At 60.7% G+C, this 18,834-nt stretch carries 16 protein-coding genes; 3 read left to right on the forward strand and 13 right to left on the reverse strand.

Annotated elements, in window-relative coordinates; translation table 11 throughout:
- The 13 genes from ACFCU0_RS15250 to ACFCU0_RS15310 all read right to left on the reverse strand — a co-directional run.
- Positions 1-189: hypothetical protein (locus ACFCU0_RS15250; protein ID WP_434974541.1), on the reverse strand; the 189-nt coding region annotated here is incomplete at its 3' end.
- Positions 186-1,337 carry a glycosyltransferase family 4 protein gene (locus tag ACFCU0_RS15255; RefSeq protein WP_434974542.1) on the reverse strand — a complete coding sequence of 384 codons (1,152 nt, stop codon included), beginning with the start codon at positions 1,335-1,337 and terminating at the stop codon, positions 186-188. The genes ACFCU0_RS15255 and ACFCU0_RS15250, both read right to left, overlap by 4 nt.
- Before the next feature lie 48 nt (positions 1,338-1,385).
- Complete coding sequence (locus ACFCU0_RS15260; protein WP_434974543.1) at positions 1,386-2,564, reverse strand: glycosyltransferase family 4 protein; 1,179 nt, start codon at positions 2,562-2,564, stop codon at positions 1,386-1,388.
- A gap of 181 nt (positions 2,565-2,745) precedes the next feature.
- On the reverse strand, positions 2,746-3,696 hold the full coding sequence (locus ACFCU0_RS15265; RefSeq protein WP_434974544.1) for a sulfotransferase family protein: 951 nt from the start codon (positions 3,694-3,696) through the stop codon (positions 2,746-2,748).
- Between the two features lie 60 nt (positions 3,697-3,756).
- A complete protein-coding gene (locus ACFCU0_RS15270) occupies positions 3,757-4,905 on the reverse strand; it encodes a glycosyltransferase family 4 protein (RefSeq protein WP_434974545.1) in 1,149 nt (382 codons plus the stop codon).
- Between the two features lie 38 nt (positions 4,906-4,943).
- On the reverse strand, positions 4,944-5,891 hold the full coding sequence (locus ACFCU0_RS15275; RefSeq protein WP_434974546.1) for a sulfotransferase domain-containing protein: 948 nt from the start codon (positions 5,889-5,891) through the stop codon (positions 4,944-4,946).
- 61 nt (positions 5,892-5,952) lie between these two features.
- Positions 5,953-7,077, reverse strand: coding sequence for a glycosyltransferase family 4 protein (locus tag ACFCU0_RS15280; protein ID WP_434974547.1), 1,125 nt, complete (start codon positions 7,075-7,077; stop codon positions 5,953-5,955).
- Positions 7,078-7,110: 33 nt separating this feature from the next.
- Positions 7,111-8,346, reverse strand: a complete 1,236-nt coding sequence (locus ACFCU0_RS15285; RefSeq protein WP_434974548.1) for a sulfotransferase family protein — start codon at positions 8,344-8,346, stop codon at positions 7,111-7,113.
- Between the two features lie 41 nt (positions 8,347-8,387).
- Complete coding sequence (locus tag ACFCU0_RS15290; RefSeq protein ID WP_434974549.1) at positions 8,388-9,779, reverse strand: glycosyltransferase; 1,392 nt, start codon at positions 9,777-9,779, stop codon at positions 8,388-8,390.
- 121 nt (positions 9,780-9,900) lie between these two features.
- Entirely contained in the window at positions 9,901-11,703 is a 1,803-nt protein-coding gene (gene hepA / locus ACFCU0_RS15295; RefSeq protein ID WP_434974550.1) for a heterocyst formation ABC transporter subunit HepA, read from the reverse strand.
- 242 nt (positions 11,704-11,945) lie between these two features.
- Entirely contained in the window at positions 11,946-12,485 is a 540-nt protein-coding gene (locus ACFCU0_RS15300) for a hypothetical protein (RefSeq protein ID WP_434974551.1), read from the reverse strand.
- Between the two features lie 126 nt (positions 12,486-12,611).
- On the reverse strand, positions 12,612-14,009 hold the full coding sequence (locus ACFCU0_RS15305) for a glycosyltransferase (RefSeq protein ID WP_434974552.1): 1,398 nt from the start codon (positions 14,007-14,009) through the stop codon (positions 12,612-12,614).
- Between the two features lie 156 nt (positions 14,010-14,165).
- Entirely contained in the window at positions 14,166-14,879 is a 714-nt protein-coding gene (locus tag ACFCU0_RS15310) for a polysaccharide deacetylase family protein (RefSeq protein WP_434974553.1), read from the reverse strand.
- A gap of 452 nt (positions 14,880-15,331) precedes the next feature.
- Between ACFCU0_RS15310 and ACFCU0_RS15315 the strand changes: the two genes are divergently transcribed.
- The 3 genes from ACFCU0_RS15315 (at position 15,332) to rfbA (ending at position 18,733) form a co-directional block, all read left to right on the forward strand.
- On the forward strand, positions 15,332-16,657 hold the full coding sequence (locus tag ACFCU0_RS15315) for an aminotransferase class I/II-fold pyridoxal phosphate-dependent enzyme (protein ID WP_434974554.1): 1,326 nt from the start codon (positions 15,332-15,334) through the stop codon (positions 16,655-16,657).
- Between the two features lie 119 nt (positions 16,658-16,776).
- The gene (locus tag ACFCU0_RS15320; RefSeq protein WP_434974555.1) at positions 16,777-17,760 is read left to right on the forward strand and encodes a glycosyltransferase family 2 protein; all 984 of its coding nucleotides are present in this window, start codon (positions 16,777-16,779) and stop codon (positions 17,758-17,760) included.
- Positions 17,761-17,818: 58 nt separating this feature from the next.
- Positions 17,819-18,733, forward strand: a complete 915-nt coding sequence (rfbA, locus tag ACFCU0_RS15325; protein WP_434974556.1) for a glucose-1-phosphate thymidylyltransferase RfbA — start codon at positions 17,819-17,821, stop codon at positions 18,731-18,733.
- The last annotated feature ends 101 nt before the right edge of the window (positions 18,734-18,834 follow it).

An 18,834-nucleotide genomic window follows, 5' to 3' on the forward strand; every position in this document is an offset into this window, starting at 1 on the left:
CATCGACAGGGACATGATGATGCCCAGGATGACTCCCGCGATGGCGAGACGAATCTGACCCACATGGATCAGTCCGACCACGCCCGCTGCTGCAATCAACAGCAGGAGCCCGAGCATCAGGTTAATGCGGGTGTCGCGGCCGATTGATAGCAAGCCGGATCGGGATGATGTGGGGAGGCGACGCTTCATACGCTTACGGGCGGGGCGACCGGTGAACGACGGGGAGCTGGTACGATCGCATGCAACGCATCCTCGAACCGACGCAGGAACGCGTTCTGCGAGAAGTCCCGAGCCCGCTGCTGTGCAGCAGCGGCGATGGCATCAGTTCGGCTACGCTCCCTGACAAGCGAAATCATCCGATCCGCAAGGGCAACCGCGTCCCCGTATGGCGAGAGGAGTCCATTGACCCCATCGGTAATGATGGTCGCTGGGCCGCCTTCCGCTCCGGCGATGACCGGTTTCCCGATGGCCATGGCCTCGATGATGACCATCCCGAACGGCTCGTAATCGGATGCGTGAACGATCACATCCATCGCCTGCATCCAGGTTGGGACGTTGCTCTGAAATCCAACGCGACGAACGTGCCCCTCTAACCCGAGGCGACGAATCTGACGGTCGATTCTGGCCGTGTAGCCGGCCTCCAGCGGATGTTCTCCGCCGACAATGACACCATGCGCCGACGGCTCGATCTCCCGAACGTGCGCCATGGCCTCGACGAACACATGGATCCCCTTCCATGCCTGCATGCGACCAAATATGCCGAAGAGTGGGCCCTTTTCCGGAAGGTCGAGCTCGCGTCGGGCCTCCGATGGCGAAGGGAGTAGCGCGGGGTCGAATCGGTCGAGGTCGACACACGGCTCGACCGTGTGCACCGGGCGGCGAGGCATAAGCAACGCCTGTGCGTTACGAATCGGCTCGGAGCATGCGAGAATTCCTTCTGCGGGGAGGAGCGTTGCGAGTCGTGTCACGAGGTCGAACCGATCCGGTACACCGTGCTGATACCAGACCGCTGGGATGCCGGCTCGTCGCGCAGCCGGCCCACCGTACAGATGAGCCTTCGTCATCCAGCTAACAACGAGATCGATGTCAGAGGCGATGAGAAGGTCCGTGAGCGACGTCACAACGCGCACGGCGGAGCGTACCTGCCGAAGTCGACCCGTAGGAAGTACCGTTAGGGTCAAGCCGGCAGCACGGGCTTTATCTGCGATATCGCCCTCCTCGAACAAGACCACGTGGGCGTCGAGGGACGAGTCGGGTAACTCGTCAAGTAGATGTTGGAATAGCCGTTCGGCTCCGCCGCGCGCGTGGCCGATCGGCATAAGGAGAGCAATACGCATGATGCGTTGGTGCGAATAGAAGCGTGAAAAAGGGCATCCCGCGACCGCTTATGCGGGTGAGACGACGAGGTCGGCCCGCGCCGGTCCCTCGACGGTCGGGTCGCGCAGGTGGGACAGCATGAGGTCAACACTTACGTCGAAATCGAAGTGGCATCGGTAGAGGCGTTGCCCAGATTCTCCCAGACGTTGCCGTAGGTCCTGTGCGCCAAAGAGAGCGACTGCAGCGTGACCGTAGGCCGACGGATCATCGATCGAACACAGACGCAGCGCGTCCCCTTCCGCGCGCATGAGAATCTCATCCGTCAGCGGTCCGTGGGTCCCAAGCGTCGGGACGCCGTGTTGGAGTCCCGCCATGAACGAGCCCCGGCGGGTCGACACCCCGTCGATGAAAGGCGTCAAGTGCAGGTTCATCGCCTGCAGGTGACGAGAAACGTCTTCTGCAGGGAGTCGCCCGGCGTCGATCACCCGGTGACCCGGCAGTCGCGCCTTCAGGTCTGCACCGTCGGGGCCGACGGAAAGCAACACCGGATCGGGTTTGCCATCTGCCCGTGCTGCCGTGCGCATGCCGTCCATGGCGGCCTTCATATGGCCGATCAATCGTGCCCGGAGCGTACCGAAAAATCCGAGCACGAAAGCATCCTTCGAAATGTCATGCTTGGCCCGGACGACGGAGGCATCTGCCTTAAGGTACGGCATATTGCTGCCGATCGGGTTGTGGTGCGTCGGTGTATCTGGAAACCACGGACCGTATTTGTTCACCCACGGGTCGATCGAAAAGAAGATGGCATCGGATGCTCGGCCAAGGGCGAGGAACTGGGCCTTTTGCCACAGCCGCATGAGGGCAAACTTCGGAGACGAGGCCGGCACGAAGTCTTCGTGAGCCATCCACGCGATGCGGACCGAAGGCGCCTCCCGTCGGATGCGCCGGAGCGTGAGTGGAAGGAAGGGGTTGAGCCCCCATCGTCCGTAACTGAACTGGTTAAACTGGACAATCAGCCAGTCCGGCGCGTCAGAGAGAATCGCATCCGCAACGGACCGAATACCCCACGGAGGGGAAATGGAAAACGATGGAATGATCTCCACGCCGGGAATCGGCGCCGGGTCGGATTGAGCCGTGAGGACGCGCACGCGGTCCGTCCGGGCGATCCGGCGTGCGATCTGTACCGTGTGGTCGCCGATGCCGTCAAGCGTTGGCGGCAGCACCGGGAAAAGGATGTCAATACGCATGGCGAAGTCGGGGGCTATGGGGTTGGTAGTGTACGCCACACGGGCCGTTGATAACCGGTACTTTAGGCTACCCCCAACTCGTCTAACCGGATGAAGAGAGGCACCGATACGGTGATGTCCCCCGTGGCGATTGCCCGACCTATGATTGCCAGGGAGTATTCGCCAAGCCAGTATCAAGCTGCTATAAATAGCCATATTGCTTCAACATATCGGCAGCGATCGCCTCCGCCTGATCGACCTCACGGCTTTCTCGTGACTCGTGCTTGCCGATAGAAGATGTGTGGGCGTTTGAGAGGAAGCGTTTGGTTGCCCGCGTCGGCTGTCCACCGAGGTGCTCTACAATGTCGTGACCAACTTCGCGGGGTGTGCTCACAAACGATTCATAGCGGACGAACAGTACGTTCTCCGTCGCCTTCACGTCCGGCCGGTTGAACACGGAATCGCACGTTTCCATGACGAAGGTCCACATCCAGATGGCTCGTCCATACGGCGTTGCGTCCATAAACGCGTTTTCGTCCCCCGGCTCGACCCACCAAGGCACATACCGATGATCATATGGCCGTCCGAGGCGCATTTCGGAGCCGCGGAGGTGCGTCAGGCGCTCATCGGTGAGCACGTCATAGGTCCGGACGAGGGAGTTCGCGACATCGCGCCCGTCCCGGTAGATGTAAACGATTCGGGCGTCCGGGAGGGCATCGAGGACGAACTGCGGGGCCATACTTAGGAAGGGCTCCTTGTATATTAGGCGGGTAGGTAACGGACGCGGACCGGTCAGTGCACGGTAAAGGTCGCCCACGCCGGATGGGACGTCGAGCCATTTCTTGACCGCCATCGCCCGATTGTGGTAGCGCCCTGAGTGGATGTAGGCGTCCAGCGCACGCTCGAATCCGACGGTCAGGGCATCATAGACGTCGTTCGGTAGATCGCGATGCACGACGTGGGGGATGGCAACCGGCAGTAGTGTGCCGGTAATCGATTCAAACTCCGGGATCGTGTTCAGAACACGCGACAGAAACGTCGTCCCGGACCGAGGACAGCCCAGTACGACGCCGTACGGAACGGTTTCCGGTTCGAATCCGGTCGATGGACCCCGTTTTTGGAGAGAATCTGCTGTCACTGTCGACGTAGACATCGTATGCTCGGACGGACGGACGGGAGGGAGGAGTGGATGATCGCGAGTGGGTTCTCGCCATCACGTTTCAAGGGGCGCAGGGATGCCGACATCGGATTGAAGAGCCCGTCGATAAACGGCATCAATCCGGGTAAGGAACCGGTCCATTCCGAATGCGCCGAGAGCGAGGGTACGTCCGGCCTCTCCCATTTTGCGGGCTCGATCCGGGTCTGAGGCAAGATCGTCGAGGGCCGCAGTCAACGCGCTCTGGTCGTTTGGGGAAATGCGGATGGCATATTCCGGACGGGCGTATTCTGGGATACCACCCGTTCGACTGGCGATCAGCGGGCGAGCATGCGCCGCTGCCTCGAGGCTAACCAGTCCCGCAGGTTCGTGCCACACCGACGGAAAGACGACGGCACGCGCGCTCCGCATGAGGGCGGCTACCGCGTCATCGTCGACCCACCCGTGCAACGTAACTCGGTCGTCAAGATTTCGATGGCGGATGAAGGCTCGGACGTCCGGCAGGAGGGGGCCCTCTCCGGCAAGATCCAGATGAGCCGTGCTTTCCATCTCGGCATACGACCGTAGCAACCACATCACGCCTTTCTCTGGAACGAACCGTCCCAGAAAGAGAAACCGCGCGGCATCAGGCGAAAGCGGCTCGACTCGTTCAACCGTTGGGGCCGGCGAAGCGACGACGAACAGGTGTCGGGGATTGCAGCCGGCTTCTTGCATCTTCTGCCGGATGAAACGGCTGACCGTCATAGTTGGAATCTGATCCGCCTGCTCGACTTCCCGCCGCAGTCGTTCGAAGTCCGCAACGACACGCGACGGCCGGATGCTGCCGCACCGGTCTACCGATTTCCCCCAAAGGCAGGTCACAGCGCCGGGTGTTCGATGGCATGGCGACGCGGTCCGGGCCAGGAATCGACTCCCGCTCGGGCATGAGCCCTGATGGCCGTGCATCGTGCGCACGGTCGGTATGGCCGGGAGAACGGAAACGCTCTTATGGAGATGGACGAGATCCACGTCGAGCTGCCGGGCCAGAGAGGAGATAGCCGCATCCGTATCGAGCACGTACGTGTCAGGCGCGCCTCGATCATCAGGGTCAAGACTGAGGTGCGTCACGGTGTCGCCGCGAGCGGTCTGCGCTGCACCCAGGCGTCGGATGTAGGAGGCGATCCCGCCCCGCCGCCAGATCGATGGTGCGAAGTGAGCGACGTGCATGAGCGGTAGGGGGAAGGGAAGATCGAGTGTCAACGAAATCAACGGACGGCGTCCCAGTTGGCGCCAGTATCATATCCCAGCTTCTCGACCAGCGCACCGTAGCGATCTTTGAAGGTCGCGATATGGACAGGCTCAAAGTGGTTTACCCAGTCGCCGGGCACCCCTTTGCGGAGATGACTGTTTTCATTTTCCTCTCCCCGTTTGCGACCCGTCAGACGTTCGAATGTACGTTTTTGCATGATGTCTGCGACGACCGTTGCTGGAATCGAGTGCCGTCGCCGTTTGGGGACGGGAAACATCGGGATCCGACCCGGCATGAAGCGCCGTCCCCGATGGTTGACGCGATTCAGCCAGTACACGCTTTCATCCAGCGTGCGCTCAAGCCAGTCGCCGTCGAACGTCGACAGGATATCGAGGAAGCCGGCAATTTCGAGAAACGCCTCAATGGGACGTGCGGTCACCTGCTCCATCTGAAGCTCCAGCACGTTCGGCTGGTCGTAGTCCCACGTCGCCATGTCGTCGAAGAACGGAGCACTGAACTCCATTTCGGCAAGCAAGCCCTCCGACTTCGAAAGAGCGCGCAGCCGCTGACGGTGTTCGATGAGAGCCGGCCAGTCTTCGGTGCCGTGCGTCTTCAGGTGGGAGAAATACGCGGAGACGAGCACATCGCGTGGATCCCGCACGACGTGGACGCCACGGTAAAGGGGGAGGGTGGCAGCATGACTCGCATTTGCATTGGCGTAGGAGAGGATGTCGATCCCTTCGGATCGTACGTAGTCGCCTAATGTCTCATGGTCCGCGAAATCTTTCGCCTGATTCACGATGCGAAATCTCAGGCCCATGTGGAGGGCGATCTCGCGCATCGTTCCGCCGTGCCAGCCGGTCGCGCACTTGTGGTGCCCGAAATACGCGCGCAGGGGAAACGAGTCCGTCGCCGGTTTTGTGGTCGGCTGGACCCGTTCTTCAACGGTTGCAGGAAGGTTCATTTCAGAGACGATGGAAAAGATAGGTCGAAGGGCGGGCCGATGGTGACGACCCGCCGCACGGTCAGGATGCAAGAGCGGCCGCTTCGACAGGAAGCGGTGGAGCGTCTTCAGCCGCGCCGGAAACATGCGCCGGTAAAAATGAGGCATTGGAAGCCAGGGGCGACGCGTAAATCTGATGCAAGCGCTCACAGAGTGTACCGAGGTTGCCCGTTGGTATCACATAGCCGGTGACGCCGTGCTGAACGTATTCTTTCATCCCCGTATCCTCCGTCACGACAACGGGGACGCCACAGGCGAGCGCTTCCATCGGTGCGTACCCGAACCCATCCTCGTACGTCGGATGAACGAAAACATCCGCCTGTTGCAGTGCAGGTAGGGGATCGCCCGGCGCGACGCGAATACTCGGGTTTCGGCGCAGATACGGCTCGATGAACCGACGCACGGCACGCGTCGACCACCCACCGACAATTGTAAGCGACTTGCCCGGGATGTTGACACGTTCGAACGCGTCGAGTAATAGTGCCATGCCCTTCGTCAAGTCGACTCGACCGACGTAGACGATGCGGAACGCATCATCAAGGGGGCGTTCGGGTGGGGGCTGAAATCGTCGATCGATCAACAGCTCCGTCCGTACAAGCTTTTCGACCGGAATCCCGGCCTCGACCATCGAATCGCGAACGTAGTCGGAGTGGACGTAAATGCGATCGGCGAGATCATACTCGCGGAGCGTCCTTCGTACCTGGGCACCGTTTAACCACGAATCCTGAATGCCCGTATCGGAAGCGGCCCGCTCATGGCACGTACGAACGTTTTCGACATGGCTGTTGGCGGCGACGAGTTCGAGGACATTAACGCCGAGTGCGCGTGCCCGGGTAAAGGTGTCCAGGGATTTCCCGGCGAAGCCCATTACCGCGTTACCGGGAGCACGCAAACGTGCAGCGACACGTCGGTCGAACATGGTGTTTGCAAGGTGGCTCTTCCACGCTGGAAAAAACCGTAGCGGCGTATACCTTGATAGGCCAAACGTATGATTGGGACATGGCTGCCCGACGGGATCGCCCGGACGCACCTGCGGTGCGTAGTATCCGTCGAGTTGATGAGCAGCCCGAGAGGCTTCGACCAGGTAAGCAAAGTGTTGCCCGATTCCCCCGGCTCCGTACGGGGAGTTACAAAACAGCGTGCGCATAAGTCATGCAGGGGAGAAGAGGTAGACGCATGATCAACGTACGTGTCGATGCGAGGCGCCTGGACGGTTTCTGGCGACACCGCGACGAACCTTTGGATCATCGTCCTGCGGCGGCTCGGAGAGGGGGCCGTTGTCCGTAGGGCCGGTCTCTTCAACTTCTGATGCTTGAGGTGGCTGCGAGCGTTCTCCTGACGGGTTCGCTGGTTCCGTCTGGCCCACCCGTCGCCACAACGATCGAAGAGCCGCGAGCCGACTCCGAGAGCGCGCAAGGATTCGAGATCGCACCGTATAATGACGGATATTGCGGTGGCGCCAGTTCTGGATGTGCCAGTAGGCGACCTTGAGGTTCGACTCCAGAGCCGTGCGGATTCGGCTTCCCATGGTGCGTTGCGGCCGGAGTGGTCGGTAGCCGTGGGTGTCCATCTCTTCCTCACAGATCCTCTCGATGATAGCGATCTGGTCGAGGGTCAGGAAATCCCGCCAGGCGTCTACCTTCCGTGTGGTCACGGGACGCGTGGCCGTCGCGTTGAACGTGTCCGCGGCGTCGCTTTTCATATATGTTTCGGCGTCCCGATGATACTGAAGCATTCCCGGTTCGTACGGCTCTCCGATGACGGTGCAAATGGCTCTGAGCGTGGCCTCCGGCTCCATGACGAGGTCCTCGTACCGGACCGTGGTCCACCGGTCCGGGTGTACATGGAGATTCAGTAAGGCGGGTCCAACCGTGGCGTGCTTGCGGCGGCTAAGCGCGTTGAAGACGACGTCATCGGGGAAGAATGAAGCCCGCTGCATTGACGCGACGCCAGCCCGCGGGTCTCGGACGACGTATAGGAACGTCGCATCCGGAAACATCTCGGTGATGATGTCGACATAGAAGAGATTGCCGGGCGTCTTTTCCCCCCATCGGGTCTTGCCCTGAAGCGACGCCCACTGGTCGAGAACCGTTTCGTAAGGCAGCCGCAGGGACCGATCGGGACTGCCTGCGATCGTCTCGAGCATCTGTGCACGGTCGAGTTGCGGATGCAGGGTGACAGCGTTATCGACGACGTCGCCGGCGAGTTGAAGAAACACCTGCTCCGGTAGACCGGGCGTTTTCCAGTCTTCAACCGGTATACCTGCGTACTCCGATCGAAAATAGAGGAGCTCTTCCGGGACGGCAATCTGCGAGTGGGCGTTGAGCATCAGCCGGAGAAGCGTCGTTCCGGATCGGTTGGCCCCGATGATGAAGATCGGACCCTTGGTAGGCCCGGAATTCGTGGAGGGATGCATAAGGGGCTGGCGGCTGGTAGCGAAACGTCAGGGCGTCCGCATTACGCGGCGGGAGAAAAGGCAGCATCTCCGTCGGAAACGACCGCGACCTCGAACAACAGGTCCGAGATCGCTCGCGCGCGGGCCTCGCTGGAGACCTGCTTCCTTAGCTTAGGTCGCGAAACCGACAGGTCTTCACCGTCGAACGTCCTGTGCGCGAGATCCTCGATAACGTCTGCCATTGCCGTAGAATCGGACGGACCGGTCAGGTGAACGCCAGGGACAGCGGTCAGAAACGAACGATTTTCCCCATCCGGAAGTGCGGCTAGAATCGGCCGGTCGGTCAGCGCGTATTCGTATGTTTTCAGCGAGATACGTCCACCGGGGGAACCATCGAGCCGGTCTGGAAGGCTCATGAAGAGCAGGTCGGCCGATGACGTCTCGGTCCGCACCGCGTCTGGTTTGATGCGCCCGTGGAGCCGCACGACATCCGATACGCCATAGTCGGCCAACACGCGTTGTGTGACGTCGTCGGGGTATGTATTTCCGAACACATCGAGATAGACGCGACCCCGCCACGTCGGATTGCGACGGAGGACACGCTGGATTGCCTGACCGATGTACACCGGGCTGTGCGTTTTCCGATCGAGCGTTGTGAGACGATGCTGACCGATGCGATTCCAGGCCTGATACAACCGTTTCGAGGGGGAGCGGGGCATCGGGTCAAGCGCGTACCAGCCCGTCATTGCGCCGGTATACACGATCCGGAAGACATCGTCCGATGACGCGTCGCGACCGGTGCCCGCGCCTGAGACCGGAATGGCAGAAGGCCCGACGTCGGGCGGATCGGCACTGCAGCGAATGACCCGGAGCCGCTCACGGAATGACGCGGGGTGCCGAGCGGCAACTCGGTCCCGGTTGTGTTCAGACACGTAGATGACCCGGTCCGAGGCCCGGATGAACATGTCTTCCAAGCGAATCGATTGCCGGTAGTGCCAGCGCGACGGATAGGCCGGATGCATGTCCGAACACGTTGGGGAATCATCCAGATTGAGGACGAGAGGAATCCCGGTCCGCGACTTGAGCGCCGTGCCCACGAACCCGCTGGAAAAGGGCATCATGAAGACAATCGCTGCGTCGTGTTGGTGCCGGTCCACAAGGCTGGACGCTTTCTCGAGTGCGGGGTCAACCCATGCGCGGTACGGGTCCGGCCACGTCATCAGGTTATCAAGTTTGTCGAGGCGCAGTTGTCTCAGTACCTCGGAAAGCCGTCCCTGCGCACATCCGGGAACGTGATGGATGCGTACGGATCCCGTGGAGATCGCACCCTCGGCGGCCGTGACGACGTCGACGTCCCACTCCGTCTGAAGGTGGCGGACCACACCGGCAAGACTATTCGCGAGCGGGTAGGATTCCGGCGGAAAGCGATACGAGATCAGCAGGAGGCGTGGCACGGGTTTCGATCGAATGAGAGGAGTCCGACGTTGCACGCTTCGGTCAACCGATCCGCTGGAAGAAGGCCGGCGGGGTCCGGTCGGCTGGGCAGGTGCTCGGTGCCTGAACGGGGCGGAGCGGTCAGGCAGCGTGGAACTGCACGCGGTGGTATTTCCAGAGCTGGCCGCGTTCGTGGATCAGGTCGGCGTATGTGCCTTGCTCTACCACCTCTCCATCTTCGAGAACGATCACGCGGTCTGCGTTCTCGATCGTCGAGAGACGGTGTGCGATCGCTATCACGGTTCGCCCTTCCATGAGCTGCTCGAGCGACTCCTGGACGAGCCGCTCCGAGACGCTGTCGAGGTCGCTGGTGGCCTCGTCGAGGATGAGGATTTCAGGGTTCTTCAGCAGGGCCCTCGCAATGGAGAGTCGTTGCCGTTGCCCTCCGGAAAGGCGCACACCACGGTCTCCGAGGACGGTATCGAACCCGTTCTCCATTTCTCCTATGAAGGTCAGGGCATTGGCCTGCTCGGCGGCCATTCGAATCTCTGTCAGGCTGGCATCCGGCGCACCGTACGCGATATTTGCACGAACCGTATCGTTGAAGATGTGCGTGTTCTGACTGACGATCGCGATTCGATCTCGGACGGTTCGCACCTGGAAATCGCGGAGGTCCGTCCCGTCCCATAAAATGCGTCCTGCATCCGGGTCGTAGAAGCGGGGCAGGAGCTTGACGAGTGTCGACTTTCCGGCGCCGGACCCTCCCACAAGAGCCGTCATGCGCCCCTGAGGGATTTCGAAATTCAGGGTGTGAAGCACGGTCTGGTCGTCATCGTATCCAAACGATACGTTGTCAAAGGTAATGGCCCGTTGAAGAGGAGGCGCGACGCGATCGCCGTCCTCGAGGTACGGTTTGTCATCCCGGCGAAGCAGGTCTGCAATACGCTTCATGCCGGCCTCATTGGCTGCCCATTTGCCCCGCAGATCGTTCAGGGAGTGCGCGATCGGCATCATCCGAAACATCGCAAACAGGAAGGTAAGCAGGAACGCGATACTAAGCGATCCGCTCATCACGTGGACCTGGACCGCATACGCAATGAGGAGAATCAGTACCGTGCTGATGACGGCCTGCGAGAGCGGCTGGATGATGAGGGAACGCTTCGTGACTTCGATGACGGCATCCGCGTATCGCTGCGTGGCCGACTTCAATCGCTTGCGCTCGCGGTCCTGACGGTTGTAGGCGACGACGGTGCGGACGCCATCGATATACTCCGATATGGTGGAGGTAAAGCCGGAACTCGACTCGGACAATTCCTCCCCGCACTCGCTTACATTGCGAACGAGGCGGGTAATCGAGACAGCCAACAAGCCGAAGAAAATCGCAACAAGGAGGGTCAGTTCCCATGAGATCCATACCATCACGCTGATATACGCAATCAGGAGCGTAATCCGTCCAATGGCATCGAACAGGACGATGACAGCCGTCGCCGTCCGATTGATCTCGTTCAGGATGCTGTTCAACAGGTCGCCGCCACGCCGCTTGGAAAAGAACGACAGGGCGACCTCCTGAAGCTGGTCGATCACTCGCATCCGAAGGTGCTCAATAATGCGAACGCGTGCCTCGGTGGAATACACGCCCGCGAAGTAGGTCGCAACGGCGCGAAGCCACGTTGCAATAAGAATCACACCGCAGATGCGGTACATGCGCTCGATGAGAGGGGCGTCCACGCCCAGCATGTATACGTCGACCCATTCGATCCCCGTCGAAAACGTGGACCCGCTTTCGGAGATCGTCTGGAGAAACGGAATCAGCATTCCTACGCTGAATCCTTCCGTGATCGCCGCGATGAACGACAGTAGGATCGCCAGCGCGATGAAATGCCAGTACCGGCGAAAGCTGGGTGCGAGAAGGCGAAGGTTCTGACTTGAGGAGGCGCCGTTCATTGAGGGGGGAGGGTGGATCGATGACGAGAGGCGCGACGAGAGATTCGCGCATGATGGAGCGAAAATGACGTCCACACCGGAAACGTACACCCAGGGTGGGGAAACCGAGTGGGGCTTTGACGTGTCGGGCGCCTGAGAATGAGCCGACGCAACCGAACTTGTGGCGCACACACGGGGGGCGTTTTCGCTACGTACGGCTTCTCCTGAGGGTACGACCGGTTCCTTCGAGGACAAAGCCGGCGTTACGTACCGCTTGTCAGTCTCAGGATAAGCAGGGTAACCGTAGAGGCCGTGCTGACAAGGGTGCCGATAAGCTGGAGACCGATGGCCCGTCGCTCCCGCACCTCGATCTCGATTATGTCTCGAGGCTGAAGCGGTGGATAGGTGGATCCTTCGGCAAGAATGTCGTCAACGCGCTGTTCGAAGATCTGGCGGCGATCGTTGTCGTTTGTTCGGTAAATGCGCAGGACCGTCCGGCGCCGTGTGCCTGCGGGGTTGTCGCCGATGCTGGGAACGCCAGCCGCCGTGAGGAGCTCGACGAGGTCCACGTCGCGCTCGACGCGCCACAGACCGGTTCGGCCAACGCCGCCCCATAAGTAGACGATCATGGTTGGCTGGCCGGGCCGACTGAAATCGATGATGAGACCTTCGCCGCCTTCGCCCAGCCCCGGTTGCGCCTGCCCGTCTCCGGGCATCGCGAAGAGGGTAACCAGCGAGGCAAGCAGAACAGCGAAGTACCGAACAGCGCGCGGGAAGGCGGTCATGACGTGGTCCGAGACCATCTAGACGAAGGGAGTACGGCAATCATTGGCCGACGGCGTGCTCAGGTCGCGGATGTGGACCTGCCGCCTGCGATCCGCTCCCATTGTAGATGTACCGATCCCCTACACTCGTGCCAGTCCGACGCATTAGGCGTAAGCCTGTCGATTGCTATCGATACTCCTTCGGCGCAGAGGGCGGGTGGATTCGGTGAGAGATCGAATCAGCCGACGAATCTCGTCCGCACGCACGTCGCTCCCGAGTTCATCGCTCACAGCCGACCGGTTTACAGAGGTGGCCTCCCGCCCGCCGTCCATCCAGTCGCCTACGAGGGGGGCAAGTGCATCGGCCATGCTCGCTGGATCCGACGGAGGCGTGAGGTGGACACCGGGGTGGCCTTCCAGGTACGACCGGTTCTCGCCGCCAGGCAGGGCCGCGAGAATCGGCCGGTTCGTCTGAAGGTATTCGTACGTTTTGGATGAGATAATGCTACTGGGTTCGCCGTCCGTTCGAGCGGGAAGAGAAATAAACAGGCAGTCAGCGGACACCTGGAGCGCCCGAGCCGTGGCATGGTCAACCGGTGCGTGAACGGACACGATGTCCTGGATGCCATGCGACTCCAGGATCCGGTTCACAGAGAGATGAGGTGGCGTGTTGCCGAAAAAATGAACCCGGATGCGGCCCGACCAGTCGGGGTGGTTCGTAACAAGGCGCCGGACCGCCAGCCCAAGATATACTGGTCCATGAGGCCGATGGTCGACGTCCGTGACGTCGTACCGTAGTGCGGTCGTCAGAAACCGGTACGCACGTTTGATCCAAGGAGAATCGTCTGGCAGGAAGTCTTCCCATCCGCCCATTCCGCCGACGTAGACGATGTTAAACGCATCCTTGGTTAAAAGGGGCCGCCCTTGTTCCCGGGCGATGCGTTCATCCGGTGGTTGCGAGGTGGCCCCGTATCGGATCAGGTGGAGGTTCGAACGATGCTCGGACGGCTGTCTCTCACGAACGCGTTCCATGTTTCTCTCCGAGACGTAGACTGACGTGTCGGCCAACCGTACGTATGTGTTTTCCATCCAGCGTGTCGCTGCATAGTGCAGGCGCGAAGAAAACGACGGATTCTGGTCGACGCATGTAGGCGAATCATCGAAGTTGAGGATCAACGGAAGGCCCGTTGCACGCTTTGCCAGAATGCCCGCAAATCCCGTGGAGTAGGGCATCATGAACGTCAGGATGGCGTCGTAGTCCCTACGTTCGCTCAACAACACAGCCGTTTTGTAGGCCGGAAGGACCCATGGAATGAAGCGGTCCGGCCATGTAAACGTGTCAGCAAGCCAAGCAAGCTTCAGTTTCCGGAGCGGGGCGAAGTCGAGGGTGGTCGGGGGGACGTAGTGAACGCTCACGTTCGGAGGAGCATATCCGGGATGCGCGGCCGTGATAACGTCAATGTCGTACTCGGACCGTAACCCGTCGACAACGCCCTTGAGTCCGATGGCGAGCGGATAGGTTTCTGGTGGGAATCGATAGGAGATAAGTAGGATGCGAGGCATGACCGTCTGGAGAGAGTGGAGATGTCGAATCCAACGGGTACGGTAGATTTCAGGAGACACCGGTTGCACCGAGGGCAGTGACGCGGTGTACGTGTGTCTCGCTATCTGTTGGGTTCTGAAGCGTTCAGACAGGACTTCATTGGCTCAACTTGTACATCACCAACCCTGTCGCTCGTACACCGGCCGACCGGCCTCGAGCAGATGCGAGACGGATACAAACTGCAGGTTATCCGCGGTATCAAGAAAGCGGTCTAATCCATCAATTAGAGCCGATCGATCGGGCTGGACCTCGTCCTCGTGGCGGGGGGCGTAAAGCGCGTCGTGAAGCAGAACGATGCTACCCGGCCGAACGTCGCGGCGCAGGCGGTCGGTGATGGTCTCGGCAGACACGTCGAGCCAGTCTTGAACGTGAACATCCCAGCCCACGACGCGATATCCCGCTCGAAGAACATCGACTCTGGCCGCGAGGGATGCGTCGCCCCACGGCGGTCGAAACAGACGCGCCATTTCCGGTCCGATCTGTTCGCTGCATCGGGTCAGTTCGTTACGGCGCGTCCGGGATGCAAGCGTTCGGAAGGCCGCGTGAGTCCACGTGTGATTGGCGACCTCGTGGTCACGGGCGATGATGTCCTTGATCACGCCGGGATGACGCACGGCAGACGCGCCGACGACGAAAAAGGTGGCGCGGGCATCGTGGCGTTCAAGCACATCCAGGATGCGAGGCGTCGAATCCGGGTGCGGTCCGTCGTCGAACGTCAGTGCAACGAGTGGTTGGCTCGTGTCGACACGCGTAACGGTTCCTAACCACCGGGTGGTGCCGAGGGGCCGGAGCAGACGGAGGGCGGTTTTTCGAAGAAGGGGCGTACCCACGATGGTTGAGTTTCAGAATCCGTAGCGAGGTAGACCGAATCGGGACATGGCGAGCGGACTACAGGGCGGACCGGTGGAGCCGCCCATCGACACCCGCTTGACAAAGGGTCTAGCAGGATACAGACGGGCTGGCCAGCCGCCGAGGAATATTACCGCGTCTTTATCGGGACATCTGGAGAAAGAAGGGCCATCCACGGAACCATAACGTTCTACATATCGGGAGAAGGGCGCGGCGATGATCGACGTGGAGCTGTCCCGTGCGGACGAGAAGGTCACCGAATGCCACCGGTTCGGATTGGGAAAAGAGCACGGGGTATGCGCCGCTTCTCTCTGTCGAACGAGAGGGCAGGATGCGATGGCGAGGTGAGGCGCACCGTAGACTTGTTTCCGAATCCCGCTGTAGGCGACACCGATCGCCCGACGGCCTTTTCCTCTCAAATGGTGGCCAAAGCATGGCTCATCTACCATCCTCCGGTACTCCGCAGGGCTCTGACAGCGCGACGGGTCCGACCGTATCGCCCGTAGCGCCGTACGGTACCCTTCAGCGTGCTACGACCCCACGGATCGAAAAAGAGGCGTCTCAACTGGGTTTGTTTTCGGATGTCCCGGCGTTCGATGCTCCGCTGCACGTCGGCCGCCCGAATATCGGGGACCGGAAGGCCTTCCTTCGACGGATCAACGAAATGTTCGACCGTCGGTGGCTAAGCAATCGTGGGCCGCTCGTCCAGGAATTTGAGGCCCGACTGGAGGCGATCACTGGAGCGAAGCACTGCATTGCGCTGTCAAATGGCACCGTCGCCCTCGAGCTGGTGGTCCGCGCCCTCGGCCTCAGCGGCGAAGTCATCGTCCCGTCGTACACGTTCGTCGCTACGGCACATGCGCTGCGATGGAATGGCATTACACCGGTATTCTGCGAGGTGGACCCGGTCACCCACAACCTGGACCCGTCGGCCGTCGAAGCCCTCATCACGCCGCAGATGACCGGTATTGTTGGCGTGCACCTGTGGGGGCGGAGTTGCGACACCGTGCGGCTTGAGGCGATAGCTGAAGCGCATGATCTGAAGCTGATGTTTGACGCGGCGCATGCGTTCGGCTGCTCGAACAACGGCACGATGATCGGAAATTTCGGGGACGCGGAGGTCTACAGTTTTCATGCGACCAAATTCGTAAATGCTTTTGAGGGCGGTGCCGTCGCGACCAACTCGGACGATCTCGCGCATCACATCCGCCGGATGCAGAACTTCGGCTTCGCCGGATACGACGATGTGCGCTCGCTCGGCACGAATGGCAAGATGTCTGAGGCATCCGCAGCGATGGGATTAACCTCTCTCGAGAGCATGGACGCGATCGTCGACGCCAACCGGCGCAATTACCTGGCCTATCGTGACGAGCTCGATGGAATCGACGGGTTGAAGGTGATCGACTACAGCCCGACGGAGGCCTGCAACTACCAGTACATCATCGTTGAGGTGGACGCGCACCGGACGGGTCTGACGCGAGACGACCTCGTAGCGGTCCTGGAAGCGGACAATGTGCGGGCGCGGCGCTACTTCTATCCGGGTTGTCATCGGATGGAGCCGTACGCCACGGAGCAGCCGGATGTCGGCGCGCGCCTTCCGATCACCGAGCGCCTGTCGGAGTGCGTCCTGGCCCTGCCGAACGGGACCACGATTCAGCGGGACGATGTCGCGGAAATCGGCGCGATCCTGCGTGCAGCCGTTGAGAATGCCGACGACGTACGGCAGCACCTCCGTCAACATGCTATTACGCCGCACTGACGTGTCGGCTGCCGGACGTTTCCCGTGCAGAGACGTTGCACTTCGCGCGTTCGTGTGTTCTGCCAGGTCAGACGCGAGCGGCTTCCCCCCACTGCCCCTTCTTCCACATTCATCGCATCATGACCCTCAACCCGCAGGACATGAAAGTCAGCGTCTGCATCGTCACCTACAATCACGAGGCGTACATTCGGGAGACGCTGGACAGTGTGCTCATTCAGGACTTCGACGAACCGTACGAGATCATCGTTGGTGACGACGGCTCGACCGATCGTACACCAGAGATCCTGCAGGAATATGCGGATCAGTACCCCGATCGCTTCCAACTGATATTACACGAGGAAAATCGAGGTCCGCGTGCAAACGTACGGTCTGTTCGTGCACGCCTGACCGGTGAATACATAGCGGTCCTGGACGGAGATGATTTCTGGACGGATCCAGACAAACTTCGGACGCAGGTTGGCTTTCTCGACGCGAACCCCAACTTCAGCGCCGCCGCCTGTCAGTACCGGAGCGTCGTCGCCCGGGCTGAAGATCTCCATGGACCTCCGGTGAGTCCGGAGCAGCCGGAGGTGATTGACATGGAAACCTACCTCCGCGGGGTCTGGATCGGTGCCAGCGGATTCGTATACCGGCGGAGCATGGTTCCTGAATTCCCGGAATGGGTCTGGGAGCTCAACTGCGGGGATAAAGGACTTCAGTTTCTCTGCGCGGAGCAGGGGCCAATTCGGTTTTTCAACCGCGTCATGAGTGCGTACCGCATTCACGACGGCGGAATGTACAGCGGGATCAATTCGGAGCGCCGCCTCGGATGGATGATCGAGTATCTGAAGGTGTTCGACCGCCGCTCGAATGGAGCATACAGCCACATCTTGCACCCGCGCATTGCCGCCAAGTACTATCTCCGGGCGTTTCTTAATGACGAACGCCAGGATTGGGAAGCGTCCCGGCGCGCGATCCGTCAGGCCCGACGGTACGAACCGTCGAAGAGCAAAGTGATGATGGAAGAAGCCAAGCACCTCGTTCGGCGCGTTCCTCCTCTTCACCACGGTCTCCGATTCTTAAAGCGCCAGATTAAGGGGCAGCCTGAGACGGCAGCGGCGTAAATGACCTGACCTCGGCCATCCTGTTCGCACCCCACTGATCATTTGTAAAAACGACGACATGTCGGTCACTCGCAAAGGTATCATCCTGGCCGGCGGGTCGGGTACAAGGCTGTATCCGGTCACGCAGGCCCTGAGTAAGCAGCTTGTCCCGATTTACGACAAGCCGATGGTGTATTACCCGCTGGCAACCTTGATGCTGGCTGGAATCCGTGACATCCTCTTGATCTCCACGCCGACCGACCTACCCCGGTTCGAGGCGCTGCTGGGGGACGGTGCGGACTGGGGGATCAATATCCACTATGCCGAGCAACCCGAGCCGAAAGGGATTCCCCAGGCCTTTACGATCGGTCGCGATTTCATCGGCTCGGATCCCGTGTGCCTCATCCTCGGCGACAATCTCTTCTACGGCCAGGGCTTCAAGGAACTGCTTCAGCACGCGGCCGCCGCTACAGCGGGCGCGAGCGTGTTTGCATACTACGTAGCCGATCCGGAGCGATACGGGGTGGTCGATTTTGACGACGAAGAGCGCGTCCTGTCGATCGAGGAAAAGCCGTCGGAGCCGCGGTCAAATTATGCGGTCACCGGCCTGTATTTCTACGACAACGAAGTCGTGGACCTTGCCGCAAGCCTTCAGCCGTCGCGCCGGGGCGAACTGGAAATCACAGATCTGAATCGCATCTACCTGCAGCGTGGAGAGCTGGGTGTCCATCTCATGGGCCGCGGCATGGCATGGCTCGACACGGGAACGCATGAAGCCCTACTGCAGGCATCGAACTTCGTGCAGACGATCGAATCGCGTCAGGGGCTAAAGGTGAACTGCCCGGAGGAGATCGCATGGCGTAACGGCTGGATCAGTGACGAACGTCTCGCTGCGATCGGCTCGGCCATGGCCAACAACCGGTACGGGCAATACCTGACCGGTCTGCTTGAGCAGCGCCCCGCGCGGGAACGCCCGGTCCCGACCGCCGCGTGATCGACGGACGGTCCAGCGATCGACATTCGGTTCTCGACGCACCGGACAAGGTAGATTTGGATTCTTCAAGGCTGGGTCCAGGCGTGGCTCACGCCTGATGT

It is taken from the genome of Longibacter sp. (assembly GCF_051155795.1).
GTDB lineage: Bacteria > Bacteroidota > Rhodothermia > Rhodothermales > Salinibacteraceae > Longibacter.

Excerpts from the sequence above, each read along its gene's own strand:
- ACFCU0_RS15255 (WP_434974542.1), bottom strand. The coding sequence starts at position 1,337 with ATGCGTATTGCTCTCCTTATGCCGATCGGCCACGCGCGCGGCGGAGCC.
- ACFCU0_RS15260 (WP_434974543.1), bottom strand. The coding sequence starts at position 2,564 with ATGCGTATTGACATCCTTTTCCCGGTGCTGCCGCCAACGCTTGACGGC.
- ACFCU0_RS15265 (WP_434974544.1), bottom strand. The coding sequence starts at position 3,696 with ATGTCTACGTCGACAGTGACAGCAGATTCTCTCCAAAAACGGGGTCCA.
- ACFCU0_RS15270 (WP_434974545.1), bottom strand. The coding sequence starts at position 4,905 with ATGCACGTCGCTCACTTCGCACCATCGATCTGGCGGCGGGGCGGGATC.
- ACFCU0_RS15275 (WP_434974546.1), bottom strand. The coding sequence starts at position 5,891 with ATGAACCTTCCTGCAACCGTTGAAGAACGGGTCCAGCCGACCACAAAA.
- ACFCU0_RS15280 (WP_434974547.1), bottom strand. The coding sequence starts at position 7,077 with ATGCGCACGCTGTTTTGTAACTCCCCGTACGGAGCCGGGGGAATCGGG.
- ACFCU0_RS15285 (WP_434974548.1), bottom strand. The coding sequence starts at position 8,346 with ATGCATCCCTCCACGAATTCCGGGCCTACCAAGGGTCCGATCTTCATC.
- hepA (WP_434974550.1), bottom strand. The coding sequence starts at position 11,703 with ATGAACGGCGCCTCCTCAAGTCAGAACCTTCGCCTTCTCGCACCCAGC.
- ACFCU0_RS15300 (WP_434974551.1), bottom strand. The coding sequence starts at position 12,485 with ATGGTCTCGGACCACGTCATGACCGCCTTCCCGCGCGCTGTTCGGTAC.
- ACFCU0_RS15305 (WP_434974552.1), bottom strand. The coding sequence starts at position 14,009 with ATGCCTCGCATCCTACTTATCTCCTATCGATTCCCACCAGAAACCTAT.
- ACFCU0_RS15315 (WP_434974554.1), top strand. The coding sequence starts at position 15,332 with ATGGCTCATCTACCATCCTCCGGTACTCCGCAGGGCTCTGACAGCGCG.
- ACFCU0_RS15320 (WP_434974555.1), top strand. The coding sequence starts at position 16,777 with ATGACCCTCAACCCGCAGGACATGAAAGTCAGCGTCTGCATCGTCACC.
- rfbA (WP_434974556.1), top strand. The coding sequence starts at position 17,819 with ATGTCGGTCACTCGCAAAGGTATCATCCTGGCCGGCGGGTCGGGTACA.